This window comes from Vreelandella sulfidaeris Esulfide1 (genome assembly GCF_054072535.1).
In genome coordinates this window covers 1-19373 of record NZ_JBSVSF010000002.1, presented here as the reverse complement: position 1 = coordinate 19373, position 19373 = coordinate 1, and the positions used below count along the sequence as shown (strand labels likewise).

22 protein-coding genes are annotated in these 19373 nt (G+C 51.9%); 11 read left to right on the top strand and 11 right to left on the bottom strand.

Translation table 11 applies throughout. From position 1 onward, the window contains the following. Positions 1-452: 452 nt before the first annotated feature. The 5 genes from ACW44H_RS19725 to ACW44H_RS19705 all read left to right on the top strand — a co-directional run bounded on the left by ACW44H_RS19725 (position 453) and on the right by ACW44H_RS19705 (position 4254). Positions 453-1160 (top strand): recombination-associated protein RdgC, encoded by a 708-nt coding sequence (locus tag ACW44H_RS19725; protein WP_274542011.1) that lies wholly within the window; start codon positions 453-455, stop codon positions 1158-1160. 195 nt (positions 1161-1355) lie between these two features. Continuing rightward, positions 1356-2132, top strand: a complete 777-nt coding sequence (locus ACW44H_RS19720) for a ParA family protein (protein ID WP_113270641.1) — start codon at positions 1356-1358, stop codon at positions 2130-2132. Position 2133: 1 nt separating this feature from the next. After that, positions 2134-3303 (top strand): ParB/RepB/Spo0J family partition protein, encoded by a 1170-nt coding sequence (locus ACW44H_RS19715; RefSeq protein ID WP_113270575.1) that lies wholly within the window; start codon positions 2134-2136, stop codon positions 3301-3303. 5 nt (positions 3304-3308) lie between these two features. Further along, a complete protein-coding gene (locus tag ACW44H_RS19710; protein ID WP_008958302.1) occupies positions 3309-3590 on the top strand; it encodes a helix-turn-helix domain-containing protein in 282 nt (93 codons plus the stop codon). A gap of 88 nt (positions 3591-3678) precedes the next feature. Next, positions 3679-4254 (top strand): hypothetical protein, encoded by a 576-nt coding sequence (locus ACW44H_RS19705; RefSeq protein WP_457509095.1) that lies wholly within the window; start codon positions 3679-3681, stop codon positions 4252-4254. On the opposite strand, the gene ACW44H_RS19700 is transcribed toward ACW44H_RS19705, so the two are convergent. Beyond that, positions 4234-5487, bottom strand: coding sequence for an IS256 family transposase (locus tag ACW44H_RS19700; RefSeq protein ID WP_113271324.1), 1254 nt, complete (start codon positions 5485-5487; stop codon positions 4234-4236). The two genes, ACW44H_RS19705 and ACW44H_RS19700, sit on opposite strands and share 21 nt — an antisense overlap. 141 nt (positions 5488-5628) lie before the next feature. Between ACW44H_RS19700 and ACW44H_RS19695 the strand changes: the two genes are divergently transcribed. Continuing rightward, positions 5629-6084: a hypothetical protein gene (locus tag ACW44H_RS19695; RefSeq protein WP_457509094.1), complete on the top strand. Its 456-nt coding sequence runs from the start codon at positions 5629-5631 to the stop codon at positions 6082-6084. A gap of 108 nt (positions 6085-6192) precedes the next feature. After that, a complete protein-coding gene (locus ACW44H_RS19690) occupies positions 6193-7254 on the top strand; it encodes a YaaC family protein (protein ID WP_290698192.1) in 1062 nt (353 codons plus the stop codon). A gap of 51 nt (positions 7255-7305) precedes the next feature. Here the strand turns inward: ACW44H_RS19690 and ACW44H_RS19685 are convergent, their stop codons facing one another. The 4 genes from ACW44H_RS19685 to ACW44H_RS19670 are packed head-to-tail and all read right to left on the bottom strand — an operon-like array spanning position 7306 to position 9660. After that, positions 7306-8037: a hypothetical protein gene (locus tag ACW44H_RS19685; protein ID WP_113270572.1), complete on the bottom strand. Its 732-nt coding sequence runs from the start codon at positions 8035-8037 to the stop codon at positions 7306-7308. Beyond that, complete coding sequence (locus tag ACW44H_RS19680; protein ID WP_113270571.1) at positions 8034-8375, bottom strand: hypothetical protein; 342 nt, start codon at positions 8373-8375, stop codon at positions 8034-8036. Before ACW44H_RS19680 ends, ACW44H_RS19685 begins: the two co-directional genes overlap by 4 nt. 12 nt (positions 8376-8387) lie before the next feature. Continuing rightward, positions 8388-9344 carry a tyrosine-type recombinase/integrase gene (locus tag ACW44H_RS19675; RefSeq protein ID WP_113270570.1) on the bottom strand — a complete coding sequence of 319 codons (957 nt, stop codon included), beginning with the start codon at positions 9342-9344 and terminating at the stop codon, positions 8388-8390. Next, the gene (locus tag ACW44H_RS19670) at positions 9337-9660 is read right to left on the bottom strand and encodes a hypothetical protein (RefSeq protein ID WP_113270569.1); all 324 of its coding nucleotides are present in this window, start codon (positions 9658-9660) and stop codon (positions 9337-9339) included. The genes ACW44H_RS19675 and ACW44H_RS19670 overlap by 8 nt, the downstream gene beginning before the upstream one ends. Before the next feature lie 601 nt (positions 9661-10261). Here ACW44H_RS19670 and ACW44H_RS19665 point away from each other — a divergent pair. Both ACW44H_RS19665 and ACW44H_RS19660 read left to right on the top strand, forming a co-directional pair. After that, positions 10262-10618, top strand: a complete 357-nt coding sequence (locus ACW44H_RS19665) for a histone-like nucleoid-structuring protein, MvaT/MvaU family (protein WP_035561723.1) — start codon at positions 10262-10264, stop codon at positions 10616-10618. A gap of 33 nt (positions 10619-10651) precedes the next feature. Further along, on the top strand, positions 10652-11683 hold the full coding sequence (locus tag ACW44H_RS19660) for a hypothetical protein (protein WP_035561720.1): 1032 nt from the start codon (positions 10652-10654) through the stop codon (positions 11681-11683). 1189 nt (positions 11684-12872) lie between these two features. Here the strand turns inward: ACW44H_RS19660 and ACW44H_RS19655 are convergent. Genes ACW44H_RS19655 through ACW44H_RS19645 form a run of 3 tightly spaced genes read right to left on the bottom strand, consistent with a single transcriptional unit; the run spans position 12873 to position 14822 of the window. After that, positions 12873-13280 (bottom strand): JAB domain-containing protein, encoded by a 408-nt coding sequence (locus ACW44H_RS19655; protein ID WP_457509093.1) that lies wholly within the window; start codon positions 13278-13280, stop codon positions 12873-12875. Positions 13281-13296: 16 nt separating this feature from the next. Beyond that, complete coding sequence (locus tag ACW44H_RS19650; protein WP_113271324.1) at positions 13297-14550, bottom strand: IS256 family transposase; 1254 nt, start codon at positions 14548-14550, stop codon at positions 13297-13299. A 38-nt stretch (positions 14551-14588) separates the two neighbouring features. Continuing rightward, positions 14589-14822 (bottom strand): hypothetical protein, encoded by a 234-nt coding sequence (locus ACW44H_RS19645; RefSeq protein WP_457509092.1) that lies wholly within the window; start codon positions 14820-14822, stop codon positions 14589-14591. 134 nt (positions 14823-14956) lie between these two features. Between ACW44H_RS19645 and ACW44H_RS19640 the strand changes: the two genes are divergently transcribed. After that, positions 14957-15859 carry an ArdC family protein gene (locus ACW44H_RS19640; protein WP_052703848.1) on the top strand — a complete coding sequence of 301 codons (903 nt, stop codon included), beginning with the start codon at positions 14957-14959 and terminating at the stop codon, positions 15857-15859. Positions 15860-16155: 296 nt separating this feature from the next. Beyond that, positions 16156-17184 (top strand): DNA-binding protein, encoded by a 1029-nt coding sequence (locus ACW44H_RS19635; RefSeq protein ID WP_052703847.1) that lies wholly within the window; start codon positions 16156-16158, stop codon positions 17182-17184. A 1047-nt stretch (positions 17185-18231) separates the two neighbouring features. Here ACW44H_RS19635 and ACW44H_RS19630 read toward each other — a convergent pair. The 3 genes from ACW44H_RS19630 to ACW44H_RS19620 form a co-directional block, all read right to left on the bottom strand. Then, the gene (locus tag ACW44H_RS19630) at positions 18232-18645 is read right to left on the bottom strand and encodes a DUF411 domain-containing protein (protein WP_113270568.1); all 414 of its coding nucleotides are present in this window, start codon (positions 18643-18645) and stop codon (positions 18232-18234) included. 13 nt (positions 18646-18658) lie between these two features. Further along, positions 18659-18790, bottom strand: coding sequence for a hypothetical protein (locus tag ACW44H_RS19625; protein ID WP_274542010.1), 132 nt, complete (start codon positions 18788-18790; stop codon positions 18659-18661). A 40-nt stretch (positions 18791-18830) separates the two neighbouring features. Beyond that, positions 18831-19373, bottom strand: a 543-nt coding sequence (locus ACW44H_RS19620) for a hypothetical protein (protein ID WP_113270567.1), incomplete at its 5' end; no start/stop codon positions are given.

Below are 19373 nucleotides of genomic sequence, written 5' to 3'. Positions count from 1 at the left end.
AATCAGCGACTATCCGCAAAGAGATAACGTTGGGAGGAGGGCAGCCAACACCTTTCTCCGAGAGGCCTTGGGTGTTGAAGCGCTTGACTATCCGAGGTAAATGACTGGCCAGTTTACTATAGCGCCTAGGGGAGGGGGGGAGTTATACCGTTATCTATTATTTCACCATTTAAATACCATGCTCCCTTGCCTAAAATAATAAGATCGTAGGGCCTAATCGTGTTCGACAACGCACTGTCATATAGGGCACATAGCTCATTCTTTGGGGCTGACGAAATGACCAGCCTCATCGAAAAAAACTTTCCAGGGCCTGCGCGCCCACAGAGGCTCGAAGGGTAGGGTGGTCGGCTGTTTGCGGTGAAGTATTGGCATACACACTCCAGTCTCAATATCTCATTCTTCGCTTTCGGCAGTAGCAGCGTTTGCTCCCAGTAGCCGCGGTCAAATAGCTGGTGGAGGAGAGGGCGGCTGAAATGGAGAAGGCCTCAGGAAGTCACCTGCGCCGTGCGGAGAAACAATTGCTCAAAGAGCAGGTATACGAAGAGCTACTGCCCACCTCCCTGAAGCGAACCGGGCATTTTCTGATGGCTATCGACATCAGGCGTAAATGGATACTCATTGACGCTGCCAGTCGTAAGAAAGCAGAAGAAGCACTCGATCTGTTGCGCCTTACACTGGGATCGCTCAAAGTCACGCCAATGGCAACTAGCGATCGTCCAACAGCTTTGATGACCCGTTGGTTGGCTGCCTCGACTGAGCGTGCTGAAGGCTGGGCTCTTGGAGAGTTCTGCCAGCTCGAATCGCCTTCTGGCAATGATGGTGTGATTAAGGTTTCGGAGGTCGATCTCGATAGTGACGAGATACAGCAGCACCTTGATGGAGGCCGCATCTGTTCAGCCCTTTCGATTGCTCGGACAGGTCAACTGGCGATGCAGCTTCAGGATGATCTAGGCCTAAAGAAGATCAAATTCGATGATGCACTGCTTGAGCATGCTGATTCGGGTGATGATGAAGCATCAAGGTTTGATGCGGATGCCCATATTCACATCCCAGCTCTTGCGGCCGTTGTCGAGGAGCTGATAACCCTACTAGGGGGTGAATCAGTCCCTACGCTAGAGGATACCCCTGAGGATGCTGTTCAGGCATCTAAAGCAGCCTGAACCCTACTCATATCCTGTCTTTGGCTTGGCTCTGTCCAGGCCTTTTTTATGCGCTAGATAGATCGGTTTATACTATTTGCCGTATCAGTTTATGTGGATTATCATGTTTCGCATGCGTAACTTGGCAAGGATCGCCGCCGTTTGCACAAGGACATTCTCAACCTGTCTTTTTCCAGGTCGGCTACCGGGAACTCCATGACCAAAATAATCAGTTTCTCCAATCAGAAAGGCGGGGTCGGAAAATCGACCATTTGCCTTCAAACAGTCTTCTACCTCGTGGAGGCGGGCTATCGCGTACTAGCAGTTGATTTCGACCCACAGGGCAACACATCTAGCCGGTTGAGCCAGAGCGATGAGGCAACCTATACAGGCACACCATCAGTCCGGTTGTTCGATGAGAACATGCATGAAATCCAGCCGATGAAGTGCGTGCGCGGAATGGATCTGATTTGGACAACCAAGAACGATCCAGAGCTATCTGAGATTGAGTCCCTACCGCTCAACTGTGTGGTCAACCCGATCACAAACCTGAAGGCTAGCGGCATACTGGATAATTACGATTACGTGCTTGTCGACTGCCCCCCTAGTTTGGGCCGTAAGCTAGTAGCTGCACTCACTATGTCCACTCATGTCATTTGTCCGGTGCAAGTAAGTGGTTTCGCACTGGATGGCGTAGAGGGTCTGCTGAACACGATCATAAGCGTTCAGGAGGAGCTGAATCCCGAGTTGGAAAACACCGGGATGGTGATCAATAACCTCAAACGCGGTTTCGAGGAGGACATGATCACGCGAGATGAGCTTCGCAAGGCGGTGCCGGATCTGGTCTACAAATCTGAGATTGGCGTTAGAGGGCAACTCGACGTGGCCAACCTCAATGGCGTACCCGTTTGGAGCATAAAAAAGACATCGGCACGAGAGGCTGGCAAAGAGATCCGTGCAGTTATCGAAGAACTCATGGAAAAGGTGGGCTGACATGGCATTAGGACAACTAGACAACCTGCAAAGCCTCTCACGCCGCTCTAAAGGCGCCAAGGAAGTATTGGTGCTGGATACAGCTGAAGTGGTGCCGAAAAATGGCCAAGTCCGAGAGAAATTCGGCGGTATTGAGGAGCTAGCCGACTCAATTAAGTCGCATGGCCAGGAACAGCCGATCATCGTATCTCCTAAGGATGCTAACGGTAAGTATCGAATTCAGAAAGGTGAGCGCCGTTGGCGTGCATGTAAACTGGCCGGTGTGCCGGTTGAGGCGATCGTCAACAAAAAGGACCAGGAGGAGCTGGACGAAACAGCCGGCGAGCTGATTGAAAACATTCAGCGGGAAAACCTGACTCCGATGGAAATCGCCAAGGGGATTCAGAAATTCATTGACGCTAAGTGGAAGGCCGTCGATGTGGCTAAGCGTCTAGGTAAATCGCGTGGTTATATCTCGCAGCACCTATCGCTGCTCAAGCTCCCCGAATGCGTACAGAAGCTATACGAGGAAGATGTCACGGCTGACCCCGAATCGCTGAATTCGCTCAGGCAGATTTATCAAATTGCGCCAGAGAAGGCTGAACGCATTTGCGAAAAGGCCTTAGTAGACGGAATCAGCCGAAAAGCCTGCCGTGAGCTGCTGAAACAGGCAAAGGGTGGCACTCTGGCTGAAGACCCTGAAACAGTTCCCATGGAGGCTCAGGTTCCAGCGCCAGCTCTAGGGACGAATGATGACCAGCCACCACTGAGCGGATTCGACTCATCCCCCTCCGCTGGAAACTCTGGCATGGGGAACACTGTTGATGATGTCCAGCCCGCAATGCCGCCCCAGTTTAACGAGAAAGATGACTCCTCTCTTGGTAAGGGGGATGTTGCACAGGAAAAGCCACCGAGACCTAAATCGGCCACTAATACTGAGCAACCCCAGCCTAAAAAGGCTGCTGGCGCCGAACTTGATACACCAGCGCCAGTAATGGCAAAGGAGCCCACCCGGGCTCGGGTCGTGGTAGGCGTTACCGTGAAGGGCGCACAACGTAGTGGCATGCTACAGACTGATCGTATCGATCATGAGCCTGGCTATTGCTGGGTTCGACTAGATAATGATGAAAAAGACACACTGAGGGTAAGAGTCTCTGACGTTCAGCTACTTGGTGTCGAGGGTGAGGACTGACCTCTATGCCGAGCCTATCGCGTGACACACAGCGAAAATACGACATTATCCGTGCTATTGACCACATGGATCGCCCAAGCCTTCAGGACATCTCTGAAGCTACGGGCATCCCGGCTGGCACGGTTAAACGGCAGCTGACTTCGATCCGGGAAGAGTTTAAGGTAAAAATCCTCTTTATTCGTGACCCTAGCTCACCTGAAGGTGCAATGGGCTATTACGCACTTGAAGGCTGGGGAATCTTGGACCCAAACTCCTTTCGAGTGCATTTTGGAGACAGCACTTCCTAGCCAGCTGACACCCGGGGAGCAAATAGCTCCCCGAATTATGTCAAACCAGCCCCACCTTTCTGAGCCAGTCAACACGGAGTCATCAGCAGTGCCTGAACCCGACCATCCCCCACTGAATCTCATCAAGCAACCTGTTTCAATTGGTCATGAAGACGTAGTTAAAGAGCTTGCTACTTTTAAGGTCGAGCTGGATAGATACGCACGTAAGACAATTGGGCAACCGTTGCTTAATGACATAGTGGACAATGATCGAGGAACCTGCGCACTACACCCAGATTCATTAATAGCTGTGCTGATACCTTTTTTAAACTGGGAAGACCAGAATGGACAGGCTTATCGAGCCTTTGTAGATCCAAAACATGTTATTGGGGCAAGCATCAAAGGGCATCCTGAGAACGTGCCACCAGAGGAGGTGGTGAATAGGATCGAGCGCTACGCGACCTACTTTGGCTCAAGGGATAACGCCTTATATGTCTGGTACAAGCCACTTGGGATATTCATTGCTCATGAGGGAAAACACAGGGTCGCTTTTATGCGATCGCATGATCAACCGGCTATAGCAGCGTGGGTTCAGGAAGCTGATTATCCAGCTCCATCTCGAATTACGATAATTGGAGTTATAGTCAAATCTGGTGGATGGCGGTCAGGCGGCAGTCCTGTCTGACTGATCGGTTACTTGCTCTCCATCCTGGAACCGGACGTTGTTCACGACCAGTTCCAGCTTGCTGAACCCCTTGATGCGCTTCCAGCGCTTCTCGGCGCTCTGGAGCAGCTTGAAGACCATCGCCAGGGTCGTCGCTCTGGAGCCGCAGTTCCGGCTGCGCTTGCTCCGCAGGCGGACCGTGGCGAAGGTCGACTCAATCGGGTTGGTGGTGCGGATATGCACCCAGTGCTCTGCCGGGTAGTCGTAGAACGCCAGCAGTTCCTCCCGATCCTTGGCCAGGCACGCCATCGCCTTGGGGTACTTGGCCTCGAAGCGTTTCAGCGTGCGATCGAAGGCCTTGTGCGCCTCGTCGCGGGTCTCGGCCATCCAGATGTCATGCAGGTCGGCCTTGACCTTGGGCTGTACTGACTTTGGCAGCTTGTTCAGCACGTTAGCCGTCTTGTGAACCCAGCAGCGCTGATGGTCGGTCTCCGGGTAAATCTTGCTCAGGGCCGCCCAGAACCCCATGGCGCCGTCGCCCACCGCCAGCTTGGGAGCCTGGGTCAGGCCGCGTTCTCGCAGGCCTGTCAGCAGGGTCTTCCAGCTGTCCGCCGACTCGCGGAAGCCGTCCTCGACGGCCACCAACTCCTTGCGGCCCTGCTCGGTGACCCCGATGATCACCAGCAGGCACAGGCGGTCATCCATGCGCACGTTGCTGTACACCCCGTCGGCCCACCAGTAGACGTAGCGACGGTCTGACAGGTCCCGCTTTCGCCACTCGGTATGCTCGTCCTCCCACTGCTTCTTGAGCCGTGACACAGTGTTGGCCGACAGACCCTTGGCCTGGTCGCCCAGCAGTGCCGCCAGCGCCTCCTGGTAGTCGCCAGTGGAGATCCCCTTCAGGTAGAGCCAAGGGATCAACTCCTCGATGCTGCGGGCTCGCTTCAGATAGGGCGGCAGCAGGCTGCTGTTGAAGCGAGCGCCACCGCCACTGCGGTCACGCACCTTGGGCACCTGCACGCTGACATCCCCGATCCCGGTCTGGACCGTGCGCTCGGGCAGGTAGCCGTTGCGGACCACGGCCTGGCGTCCATCGTCGAGCCGCTGATCGGCATACTGCGCCAGAAAGGTGGCCAACTCGGCCTCGACGGCCTTGGCGATCAGGTCACGGGCACCTTGGCGCAGCAGCTCGTGCAGCGGGTCAGCGACCTGGGGTTCTGGTTGTGAAAGAGTCCGGAGGGTAGAATCGGCCATGGCGTATCCACTCGTGTTGGTTGAGATCTTGGTCGTGATCAATCAACAGGATACGCCACCCTTCCTACCTCCTCCCATACACCAGACTTGAGCTTAACTCCGATAATTGAGCCCAGCGATGAACGTGACGAATGGTTAGCAATGCTCGATGGTCGCTACATTCAGGTACTGCGGCGTCCGAACATTGCAAGGAAAATACTTGATGCTTACGGCGTAAAGACAACGAGCTGGCAGAATATAGATCATCTACCAGATGAAAAGATGGTGCGATTGGCGATTTACGAGCGCCGGCTTCATCGACCAGCCAGAACACGGAAGGAAATCGATAGGACTCTTGATCTGCAGGCTCATCTCGCTCGAATGGCCAAGGACAGTCAGGAGCAGTATTTTCATTGTCATGATCTCGGCCCATATCGTCTTGACTGGAATCGCAATATTGTAGTGATGTGCCTCCTGCTATTTACAGGTTTATTGCTAGTAAAGTTTGATCATGACTGGTCGATCAGAACAGGGATTGGCTTGGTGGGTGTAACATCTGGCATGATGCTTAGCCAGAAACTGACGAGGTTCACAGGCCCGCGAAAGCTAAAATCATAAATGAATGAGAACGAAACTACCTTAAAAGGCTCGCTAAGGCTGATGACGACCAAACATACTACAGATTTTAGCCTAATATCCCGCAGTACAGCCTCTTAAGGAGCGAAAGTGCTTGGAGAAAATATTAAAATTGGCAATCGTCGGGTATGGATGCACAAAGCTATCAACCACCCTGACTTCGCATCTGAGAGCGTACTCACAAGAGATCCATGGAGCTTCGTAGAGCTTTGGCTTAAGCGACAGAATAAGAGTGAGGCACTATCCTTCTGGTCACAGGCACTAAGGTTCCATGAAGCCGCTAAGTATATGGATGTTGAAGCGTCGCCACTGTCCCTTTATTACTCTTTTTTGAACGCAACCAAAGCTCTTCTGGTGGTTCGAGGCGCCACACATGCAGAGAATCATGGTGTAACCGGAGATAGGCCAGCAAAAGCCAAGGCTAGCTTGGCTAATGAGGCCATAACTTTTAAGTCTGGCGGTATCTTGCCAGCTTTGTGTACGTATCTCGGCGAAAGCACCGTCACGCACACCGCCGAAAAGTACAACCTCAAAGACTTACTCTGGAATGTACCTTTTGTGCATAGAGCATTCTTGCATACCTTCAGGTCGGCCCCAGAGCTCTTCATACCGTTAGAAAGTGCTTGCTACGTAAAACATCCAGACCCCAAGGCTCGTGAATGCTGGTTCCAGGCTGAAGTGTCGCCCAGATATGCAGATGGTCGGATGCTCAGAAATATCCCTCACTCTTTTGAATGGTTCACTGAAGACGGTAGAACATATATTCGCCGAAAAAAGCGCTTCAATTGGTGGCGAGGTAAAGCCCCACAGGCTGAAAAACTCTTGGCCCAAAAGCGGCTAGGCACATATCACAGCAAGACTCGTCGGATCATAGTTCCTATCTCTGGGAATCGCGACTTGTGGTACATCAAACGAAATCTGAGCAGCAACCCACCATCTGAGCGCCACGGTCTTACCATTATATTTGCTGCGATGCATCGGCTGAGCGAATTAGCCCGTTACGATCCTAATGGCCTAGAGAGACATCTCTACGGCACATCGAACTGGTTAATTACGGAATTCATGACAAATTCAGCAGATCAATTCATTGATCAGATGGCGTCGGAAATTACAGGGTTTCAGTTTTGGCGACCAGCCATACGAACCCCGTGAGAACTGTCAATGTACGATATGAATAGCCGACAAGCCGATTGACTGAGCTGGCTACTGTGATCCCTCTAAGGCTGACGTCAATCCAGCCCAGGTACTATACAGCTCGTTTTCATAACATTCCTGCTCAAGGCTACGCGCCAGCACGTCACTGGCGACAAGATCCAATTGGGTCTGAAGGCTTGCAACTGGAATAACTATCTCCGTGGTTTCCCATAGCTTCTTCTGTGTGCTGCGAGAATCAACTCGGTAGCGGGACCAGTGCGGTGAAGCCTCCACAGAGCTGATGGTTTCAACTAGCTGTGCCAAGCACTCTGGAGGAATTTTCTCATCGGCTAGCTTGGCTGCCTTTTTCAGACTATTCAGAATTTTCCGCAGGTCATGCTCATTATTTAGAGAACGGCGATGCCGATTTGTAATCATAATAGCCTGCCCAGGTTTGATCTGGTTCCGACATTCAATAATCTCAAAACACCACTGCAGTAGCCTTTTAAGAATCAACTCCGCAGCGTGACGCTGAAGATAAAAAGCTGGTAATCCTATCTCATCGAAGCTACCACGTGCCTGCCCTTGCTCAACGAGCAAAGAGGCTGCAGTCAGATAGGCCCCCACATAAGATGGCTGGCGCCAAAACCCACCCATGCGAGCGATGCCATTCTCAAAATCACTTTCCGCTTGGCTGGGGTTCTTCCCACCAACGAAAACATCTCGAGGGTCGGTCGCAGGGTGACGGGAGTAGAGAGGTCCGATGCTCCATAAACCGTTTACTTCTCGCTGACCAGTCATTTGCTGACCCCTTCCTGATGAATTAGGCTGTATTTGCCGCGCATGGCTACCCATCGATCTGGGGTTGCTACAGGATGGCCACCATGGACTGGGTTCCGGCATTGCCACCCCTTCGTGGTCAGCTCGGCACACTGCGCCATGTACCCGGCTGCTTGCCAGGCGAGGCAGTCTCCCCGGGTAATACCATAGACACTGGCAAAAGCTGCAGCCGGATCGCTCCAGAACACCTCGAGCTGACCTGGCGTTAGCGTCACGGTTATCTTGCCAGCTAGGCCATCGTGGCTGGTGTTGAACGTTATGTCACTGTTAGATGACACCCATAGCTTGGGGTGAAGCACTGCTCTGTTGTTTCATATTCTTTTCATCGCCTCCTCCAGGCGCCTTTCCGCACTTCGGTCATAGCGTTGTGTGGTGACTAGGTTGGTATGGCCTAGAGCGTATTGCACCGTGAGAACGTCGACACCTCGATCTAGCATATTCGTAGCGAAGGTGCGGCGAAAATCGTGAGGCGCGCACTCCTTAATGCCCGCCTGAACGGCCCTTTCTTTTATGATGAAGTACACAGCTTGGTCAGTAATACGAAGATCAGTAATCACACCATGTCGGCGCACTCTAGGGAAAAGAGGCCCGACATCCCGCCCCAACCGGGATTGCCATGCCATGACTTTCAGGAACGTTTCATTGGGCAGAAAGACGAGGCGTTCCTTGTTACCTTTGCCCAGAATCCTGATCGACTGCCGGCCGCGGTCAATCATCTCGATGTCTATGGATACACTCTCCGATCGACGCAGCCCCGTGTTGACCAGTAAGTGGAGTAACACGGCATCTCTCTCCCCTTTGGGGGTCTCGTCTGTTTCGCATGCGGAACAAAGGGCTTGGATAGCTACATCATCAAGGTGTACGCCCTTCGGCAACCTTGAGCCCCTGACAGACTTGAGATCGCTGATCTGATGGTGGCTCTCACTATCCATGCGACCCGCAACCCAAGCCTCACGCGCCACACCTTTCATAGCAGACAATGCAGTATTAATAGTGGATGGAGCCTTGCCCAGTTCACTCATCATCTCGATGATTGAGCGCACATGTTCGCGCCGGATCATATGCCACGGACAACTCTTAATGTCATGACCGCCGCTAAGGTAGGCAACTTGCTGGAGGTGAGATCGCATCGTGACCCGGCTACGGCGGGAGCCAAGCCCCATAAGGTAAGAGAGCGCGGGGTTTCCCTTGGCCTCTGTCAAAGAATTCGATGCTTCAGCAAGGCCCCCAGTGACGTTATAAGGAATCATCGCTAGTGAATCAGCCATTTCCGGGGCCCCCCTCTAAGCTGGCAATGTGTTGCTGCAAATAATCAGCCTGGTCTGCAGAGCACATAACAATATCGAGCAAATCCCCGCTTTCATGCATCACCTCGTAAAAATCTGATGCGCTTGGTGCGGACTCGACATAGACTCGCTTGCGACGCAGCCCGCCCGGGATCGTTAAGCTCAAGTGCTCAAGAACTGCATCGGCGTCCTCTAGGACACTAACAATATCGCCCGTATCACGGACAATGACCATGAAATCGTTGGTAGTGATGACCGCATATCCTGCGCGGGGTGGCATAATCAAGTGATCAAACATCCAATTGCTCCCTTTTGGTTGTGATTTTCCCCCTGATCAGGGTTAGTGCCTGGCTTCAGACTGGGCAGCGTCCTGGCACCAATATGTGAAGACCACCTAAATCAGCTGCAATGCTATTGACGACCATCTGAGCATATGAAGTAACTACCGCAATTTTGTAGATTGCCTTCCAAGTCATTCAGCACAGCCTTATTCATGTGACTCTGATACAGCCTACTCGGGTTCGCTGCCCTTCTCTACTTTCTTAAATAACTATTTTAATAAGTAGAGAACCTAAGCGCCAGCACTACGGCCTTTTTAACTGTGTACACAGGATCACTCAAAAACGGAAAATATCACCCTAAGTTATTGTTCTATATTCTATTTCTCAAGGTAAAAGCCATTTCCTGAAAGCCTGTACGCAAAATCTAGGCTTTTGGCAGGGCCATCACCCGTAGATTTTGCGAAATAAGGGTATTTTTTAATGGAAAAACACATCCTTGGAGAGATATTTTTGCGCTAGCTTTTAGACCACTGCCAACGGTCTCATATCGTTGACATACAGCCGAGTTAGCTACAAAATGTGCTTTGCACACTTTCACATTGCCTTGTCTGGAAACACATGCCTATATTGCGTGAATACCAACAGCTGCAGGAGCAATCGAAGTCTCTTCGAGAACAACTTATATCGTTTGAGAATCGAGAAGATTTCAAGCGTGAAAGTGCTTTTTTTAACCGCTTAAAAACGTTAATGGCTGATTATAATGAATCGGCCCTGGACGTTATTAAATTGGTTAATACTGAAAAAAGCGTCAGCGAGTCTCCGGCTATACGTAAGAAGCGAATGATAAAGGAATATCGCAATCCTTATGAAAGGGAGATTGTCGAAACAAGAGGTGGCAATCATAAAACCCTGAGGGCTTGGAAGGATCAGTACGGTGCCGAGGTCGTTGATTCTTGGCTTGTCGAAGAGAAATAGCAGGTTATTACTGTAGGCTGACAGAGGTTAGATATGGCCAGCGATAGCAATAAAGACAAGGACATACAAGCAGTTGCGGTTAATAAGCCGCCTCAGCTTGACCTATTCAGCCTGAGCGATAGCCGGGACAGAAATTATAGTAATAGCATCGACATTTACGATGCATTGCCTAAATATTCTCTGGAGAAGCGTCGTCGATTCACAGACCTTAACAGCGCGGTAAGAGAGCGCGAGTGCCGTATAGGCGACCGCGTTATAAAGGTTAAAGTTAAGCCAGCTATTATCGAGAATAGTAAAGGCAAACATGAGCTAGTTTATCCTGGTGAGCGTGAAGAGATTATAGAAGACGCTTTAAGAAAACTGGCTGTTAATGGCGGAAGCGTCATGATCGATGGTAAAGTTGGTGTTCTTTTTACTTTCTACGAGTTGCGTGCTGAGTTACGCCGGAACAAACATGAGTTCAAACTCAGCGAGATAAAGGAGGCGATACTTGTATGCCGTGGCGCACAGCTTGAAACGGTCACCAATGATAATGAAACTGTTATTTCCTCAAGCTTTTTTCCTATGGTCGGCCTAACCACGCGAAAAGATATTCAGATGCGTGAAGGCGATACTAAATGCTATGTACAGTTTAACCCTTTAGTAACTGAGAGCATTCTTAAACAAACTTTCCGTTTATATGACTATAGCACTTCGATGTCGATTAAGAGCCCTCTTGCCCGGTACATGCATAAGCGAATGAGTCACTACTGGAGCCAGGCATCAGCCAACGATCCCTATACGCCTCGTCTTATTCCTTACCTGTCAGGTAGCCCTCGCGGGCTTTCTGATCGCATGGGCAGTAATGTTCGGGCTATGAAAATTGCCCTAGACGTACTCGTTGAGCATGAGGTTATAGCTAGTTATAAAGCGAAGAGAATAACGGAAGGGAAAAAACTTGTTGATATTTACTACACAATCTTTCCTACAGATAAATTTGTCAAAACTGTTAAAAGAGCAAATTACAAAAGTAACTCAATACGGTTAAAGAAAGACTTACATACTATTAGCGAAACATCACTTTAAAATAATATTATCTTATTTCCTTTTGTGAAGTCTGGATCATTGAATGCATTTAGATGGCCTTTACTGCTTAGGGGGATAATGTACACACGGGCAACTCGTCGCCCTTCAAACCCCAGCCAGCCAGGATCGTAATTAACGGGCTGTGCTGCAGGAACCATTGAGGCGCGCATTGCAGTCCAAGCGTGTGCCATCATTGGGGGGAATGTTGCACAGATAGCCGATTCCAGACCCTCTCGATCACCTTGCTCAATAGGGGGAATGTTGCACAGATAGATGCTTCCAGACCTCCTTAATCACCGCGCCAATGACCGTAGCCAACGTCCAGTCACCCTTGTAAGCAGACTGCTATCACAGTAGGCATTCAAGAGTGTAGCTCACAGAACGTAGGTGGGAACGTTGCACCATCAGCCCCCGCGACAGGTCTTTAAAGCACGGCCAGCGTGCTCAAAAGTGTCATTCCTCCCTGGCAGGGGATTGTCGATCAGTAACAATTTGACAACAAAGAAGGTAAGGCACTATATTAAGCAGCTTCAAATGATAACGGTATAAAAGTGCTCTGATAGCTATCAACGTATCCACATTTACTGTGGGTAAGCCTGTGGAAAAGTAGCGTTTTATAGGTGGGAATGTTGCATCGTTTCGGTGGGGATACTGCACAGGTTATTTTCTGACCAGCAATTTAGCCCTCTATAGTAGGTGGGTATATTGCACAGGAGATGCAGAGCGAATCGAATCGATCCTGTCAACCTATCATGCCTTAAATCTTGCAGGTGGGAATGTTGCACAGATGGTGCCTAAATGAGCCAAAATGTGGACAAAAAGACGTTTTCTGTGGACATCAGGAGGATAACTTTGAGCCCCAGGTGGGGATGTTGCACAGCAAGCGGTGGGAATGTTGCATAGCAAGCGGTGGGGACGTTGCATCGGTTTTTGAAAGATAATGCATACTTTTCAGTGGTTTGATGCTTCTTTACTCGCTCGTAACCCTGTTTTAACCCAGCCTTAACCCTTTAACCTTTTTATATTAACCAGCCTTTCCTAACACCCCCCAAGCCACCGAGTTTCTTTGTGGGCCGTTAGAAGAGCAGTATCAACATCACAGCAGGTTTAACAATTAAAGGATAGCCCATAAAAAAGCCTCACCAGCTGGAATGCTGGTGAGGCCATGAAAACGGCATAACCGTTGAAGTTATATCAGCCCCCTCTCTGCAAAGCTGACATGCTCGGTGCCAGCCACAATAATGTGGTCTATCACCTTTACGTCGATCACATCCAAAGCCTCTTGTAGCTTCTTCGTAATCTGACGATCAGCATCACTCTCTTGAGGACTACCGCTAGGATGGTTGTGACACAACAATACGGCGGAAGCATTCGTTTCAATCGCACTTCTAACCACTTCCCTAGGATAGACAGCCGCCTTATCCACGGTGCCTCTAAAAAGCTCCTCATGCTTGATGACTTGATGTTGCGAGTTCAGCCACGTCACTGAGAACACTTCGTAAGGCAGTTCCGCATACTTGAGCGTCAGATAATCAACCGCTATCCAAGGAGCCGTTATCTTTGCACCCTCACTCTCAAGCTGGGGAGTTATAGTCAAATCTGGTGGATGGCGGTCAGGCGGCAGTCCTGTCTGACTGATCGGTTACTTGCTCTCCATCCTGGAACCGGACGTTGTTCACGACCAGTTCCAGCTTGCTGAACCCCTTGATGCGCTTCCAGCGCTTCTCGGCGCTCTGGAGCAGCTTGAAGACCATCGCCAGGGTCGTCGCTCTGGAGCCGCAGTTCCGGCTGCGCTTGCTCCGCAGGCGGACCGTGGCGAAGGTCGACTCAATCGGGTTGGTGGTGCGGATATGCACCCAGTGCTCTGCCGGGTAGTCGTAGAACGCCAGCAGTTCCTCCCGATCCTTGGCCAGGCACGCCATCGCCTTGGGGTACTTGGCCTCGAAGCGTTTCAGCGTGCGATCGAAGGCCTTGTGCGCCTCGTCGCGGGTCTCGGCCATCCAGATGTCATGCAGGTCGGCCTTGACCTTGGGCTGTACTGACTTTGGCAGCTTGTTCAGCACGTTAGCCGTCTTGTGAACCCAGCAGCGCTGATGGTCGGTCTCCGGGTAAATCTTGCTCAGGGCCGCCCAGAACCCCATGGCGCCGTCGCCCACCGCCAGCTTGGGAGCCTGGGTCAGGCCGCGTTCTCGCAGGCCTGTCAGCAGGGTCTTCCAGCTGTCCGCCGACTCGCGGAAGCCGTCCTCGACGGCCACCAACTCCTTGCGGCCCTGCTCGGTGACCCCGATGATCACCAGCAGGCACAGGCGGTCATCCATGCGCACGTTGCTGTACACCCCGTCGGCCCACCAGTAGACGTAGCGACGGTCTGACAGGTCCCGCTTTCGCCACTCGGTATGCTCGTCCTCCCACTGCTTCTTGAGCCGTGACACAGTGTTGGCCGACAGACCCTTGGCCTGGTCGCCCAGCAGTGCCGCCAGCGCCTCCTGGTAGTCGCCAGTGGAGATCCCCTTCAGGTAGAGCCAAGGGATCAACTCCTCGATGCTGCGGGCTCGCTTCAGATAGGGCGGCAGCAGGCTGCTGTTGAAGCGAGCGCCACCGCCACTGCGGTCACGCACCTTGGGCACCTGCACGCTGACATCCCCGATCCCGGTCTGGACCGTGCGCTCGGGCAGGTAGCCGTTGCGGACCACGGCCTGGCGTCCATCGTCGAGCCGCTGATCGGCATACTGCGCCAGAAAGGTGGCCAACTCGGCCTCGACGGCCTTGGCGATCAGGTCACGGGCACCTTGGCGCAGCAGCTCGTGCAGCGGGTCAGCGACCTGGGGTTCTGGTTGTGAAAGAGTCCGGAGGGTAGAATCGGCCATGGCGTATCCACTCGTGTTGGTTGAGATCTTGGTCGTGATCAATCAACAGGATACGCCACCCTTCCTACCTCCTCCCATACACCAGACTTGAGCTTAACTCCAAGCTGACCATAGAACCGTGCTTCGATGATGTTCAGTGCCTCTGAGATAACAGCATCTTCACTCTCTTTACGCTGCTCTGCGGTCTCTACGGTTCCCTTTCCAGGGAAACTATAAACTTTGGCCGCCTCACTAACTGCGAACATATCCAACTGGTTGGTGTGCTTCATCATTCTCTCCTCTCTCATTCCCGCTGCCGGGTCTCGATTAGAGTTAGGGGAAGCACTGACCCCCCACCGGCTGTCACCTAGCGCCCTATCCCTTCTTGAGACCTGCACTACTGCAGGAATGAGAGAGGAGATAGATCATGAGCAAACGTGCAATCGATGGTATCCGCGAAGCACTCATACAAGGTTTGATGGAAGGCACAGCCCCCTGGCAGAAGCCTTGGAAACCAGGCGACAAAGATGTGAGCCAGCCCTATAACGCCTCTTCAGGGCGTTCTTACACTGGCTGGTCAAATATCATCAGTCTCTGGATTGCTTCAGATAAAAACGGCTACACCAGCCCTGCCTGGGTGACTTTCAAGCAAGCGAAGGATCTCTGCACTCACCCCCGCAAGGGCGAAAAGGCCACTCCCGTGGAATTTTGGAAATTCCACAAAAAGCGCGAGAAGAAGGAGAACGGCACAACGGAGGAGAAAATCATCCCCGTGAACCGTATCTTTTATGTGTTTAACGAGGAGCAGCTGGCGGACCCATTGACAGAGGCTGCAAAGCCACCTGTCTTAGAAGCTCAACCTGAGCCCGTGCAGTTCGTTGCACGGCTGATTGAAGCATCGGGCATCCCTTTAAGCTGGGGCGGTGACAAGGCCTACTACAGGCCCTCTACGGATGGCATACGCCTGCCCCGTCCTGAACAGTTCCATGAGGTTAGTGAAATTGCGGCCACCGGCCTGCATGAGCTGATCCATGCTACTGGTGCTCCCTCGCGCCTCAACCGGGACAAGAGCGATCGCGCTCGAGAGGAAGTAGTGGCAGAAGCTGGCGCCTGGCTTGCAGCCATGCGCTTTGGTCTCCCTGCTACCCCCGAAAACTCGGCGTCCTACCTCACTGGATGGGCTTCACGGCTCAAAGGTGACCAGGCCAAAGAGATCGACCGTGCTCTGGCTGATGCGCAGAAGGCGGTCAACTTCATCGAGCAAATGGCACAACAGTGCGGTTTGATCGACGGAGAAGAAGACTCAACTGCAGCAACCGCGGCAGCTTGATTTTTTTCTTTACCATTCAACAGCCTCCCCCTCGGGAGGCTTTTTTTTGTGTTTAGTCACTGCGGTGGGGATGTTGCACCGATCCCGCAACAGCTATGGCTTTCAACATTGGCACGATCTTTCCCAATAGATTTCCTGCACTGGTTGCATTCTTAGGTGGGAATGTTGCACAGCAGATCATCTAGTAGGCTGCGCTAGCATTATTTTTAGGGTTAGCGAAGCTGTTGACTATATTGTATGTATGTATCTTATGTATAATACATACATACAATACATACACTAGGAGATAGCCCGGCATGACTATTAAGCCGGAAATACGGCAACGCATCATTGATGCTGCCGAGAAGCTGGTATCCGAAGGCATCGACAGGCCCACCAATGAACAGGTGCGCGAATGCCTGGGTGGTGGCTCCCTGTCGCATATTTCCCCGGTCATGCGTGAGTGGCGCGATAGCCTAAAAGACAATGCCATCGCTGTGCGAGAAATGCCGAATGAGATCCGCACTGTCTTGGAGCGGGTTGGAGCTGAACTATGGCGCTCCGCTAGCCAGCACGCTGATGAAGAAGTCGAGAAGATACGCGCAGAGTCCGAACAGCGCGAGAAAGCTGCCAACGAAGAGCGAGATGAGGCGCTACGCGAGATTGAGCGACTAGAGGCCAGCATCGCAACCTTGCGTGAACACGGCCATCAGGATGGGCAGCGCATTGAGCAGCAGACGGAGGAGATCCATACGCTTGTGACGGAGAATGCCACCGCAAGGCAGCGGGCAGCGGATGCTATGGGACGAGTTACCGATTTACAAGACCAGCTCTCCCGCCAGAATCAGCAATTGGAAACCATGCGTGTTGAAGCGCAACGGCAACAAACGTTGGTCGACCACTTGCGAGACGAGAAAGCCGATAGCAGCGCCCGGTTGGCCACAATTGAAAGCGAGCTTAAAGCCGCTACACGGGAACTGGAAACCTCTAGTAAACGTGAATTGCAGCTCCAGAAAACGCTCGAGGCCGTCAACGAAGACCTCTCTTCTCTTCAGCAGGAACATGCCAGCCTACGTGCGGAGAATGCCTCTGTTATGAGGCGCAGCGGTGAGCTGCAGGACGAGAACGCAACGCTTCGTACCGATCTCGACAAGATCAAGACATCTTCCAGCGACGCCCGTAGCGAGCTGAAGACAGCGACTAAGCGGATTGAGGAGTTGGCAAATATTCAGGAAGAGCACTCAGAAACCCGGACACAGCTGGCAATCGCTTTATCCCGCGAAGAGGATCTGCGCAAGCAGTTAGCTGACCATCAGAAACGGCTAAAATCAAACAAAAAAGACTAGGGACCAAAGGCAGAGTGATGAGGTACAGGTCAGCCAGGTTACTGACCGGGCTCATGCTGATAATGGCACCAACCGTGGCCACTGCTGATATTATCATAGGCACCTGGTACGTGCGCCAGCTTGGCTGATTACCGATTGCCAAAGTGATACACCCTGGTAGAAGCGCAGAATGGATTCTTCTCCAGCACGAGCAAGTTCAAACCCAAATTACACCGGCTTTCCAATCCTTATATCTAGGGAGGGAAAGATTACTGAGGAAGCCCTGGACATTTGTATAGCGCATCTGATCAAGCGTGGCAGGGTTCAATCCAGGAAGTCGTGGATAACATGCCGGAAAGCGTTGTATCAGTTCTTTGGCTGGTGTGAGGTGAATGCTATTGACTGGCGTGATGTGGGCAATGACCGAGAAACTACGGTATTCGCGGAGTTCCGGGGCTGGAACCTAAGCCCCGAGGGCGGTGCCTTGCCGCAGCAACGGTGAATGCCCGGCTACGACTTCTTTGCGCATTCTATCGGTATGGCACCAAGTGTGGTTGGGTGATGACTGTTCCGTATGCCATGAAAACGGTAATGGTTAGGCAACCTACAGGCCTCCTCGCTCACGTCGGTGCGAGTGGAGGAAGACGTACGACCGCAGATGTCACGCTGAAGACGCCACGAACCGTAATTTGGGTGCTAAGCAAGCATCAATCGATTGATCTCCTGAGTGCCATCACCAATCCCACGCATACGCTGTACTCAATGATGCAATCCAAGGCTCAGACCTATGCCTTGCTCTACGTGCGCGACCGACTGGGCCATGCCTCGGTCGCAACTACTGAGAAATACTTGCACTGTCTCTAATTTTAATTAGTTTGATAGACGCAAATAATAGGCTGCTTTTGGCCGAGGCTATGTGAAAACTCTCGAGCCGTAAACAATATGGTTGACGTAAGCGAAATCGGTAGAATTTTTATAAATGAAAAGCTTTAGAGTCAGCGAAAGAGCACCGCAACCAACAGGCCAGCTTTGATCACTCAATTAAAGGGTCATAAACTGCTCATCTTCCTAGTCTGTAAACGCGTAGACATCGTAAGGACCGTCTTGTGGCCCTGGCATACCTGGCGTACCAATCGGCATACCTGCTAAACCAATTCCATCTATTTTAGGCTGTTGCTCAAACAGCGCCTTTACGGCTTCCATCGGAAGGTGACCTTCAACCCAATACTCGCCTATTTCGATGGTATGGCACGATCCCAGACCATAGGGAACGCCCGCCTGCTGCTTGATATCACCCAGCTCGACGTCATCAATAATGGTGACGTCTACGCCAAGTTTCTCAAGATGGCGCGCATATTCATCACAGCAGCCGCACTGGGGGTTTTTATACAGTGTTGCCTCTGGCGGTAACGCCGCTTGAGCGGAGACCGTCCCAAGCAGCATGAAACCCGAGAGCAAAAGTTTGGTTGTCATATGTCGCATTATTTTCAACTCCTTAACGTGAACGACTGAAGAGGTACTTGGCCAGCGACGCGATCGCCAAGCCAACTAATAACAGCATGGCCAGGGGCATCAACCAGCCTAACCACCCCATTGACCCCATAAAAGCAAAGCATTTCGCGTTCATTATGGCATCACTCCTATAAGGAATAGGCAATCCCCATGGCTTATTGCGAGCCATGGTGGCTGGGCATGCTTCCACTCATTTGTTCACGCTGCTCGTCGGTTAGTAAGTCCTGCATCTGGTTATGCATGCGCACGTTATCAGCCATCATATCGCCATGAAGGCTGGCCATTTGAGCATGCAGCGTCTTTACTTTCCATTGTTCAGGGCGTTCAGTCTGCATGATTTGCATCATGTCGTCGCGCAGGTTCATCAATTCGCCCATCCGCTCAAGCTGGGCCGCGCGGTGTTCTTGGCGCATCTCACGCATGGTACTCATCTGCTGCTCGTCGAGCATACCGCCCATGCTCCCCATGCCTCCCATCATTGGACAAGGCATCATCCCGCTTTGCCCTCCCATCATCATTCCTGGGTACATGTCTTCTTGACTGCCCATCATCATGCCCGAACCCATACCGACTTGGCCGTCCATCATATTGCCCTGACCTTGGGCGCCTTGGCTCATACCTTGAGCGAAAATGGCGCTGCTGGGGACACTGAGGCTTGCAGCCAGACCAATGGCAAAGATCATCTTGTGCTTAACCAT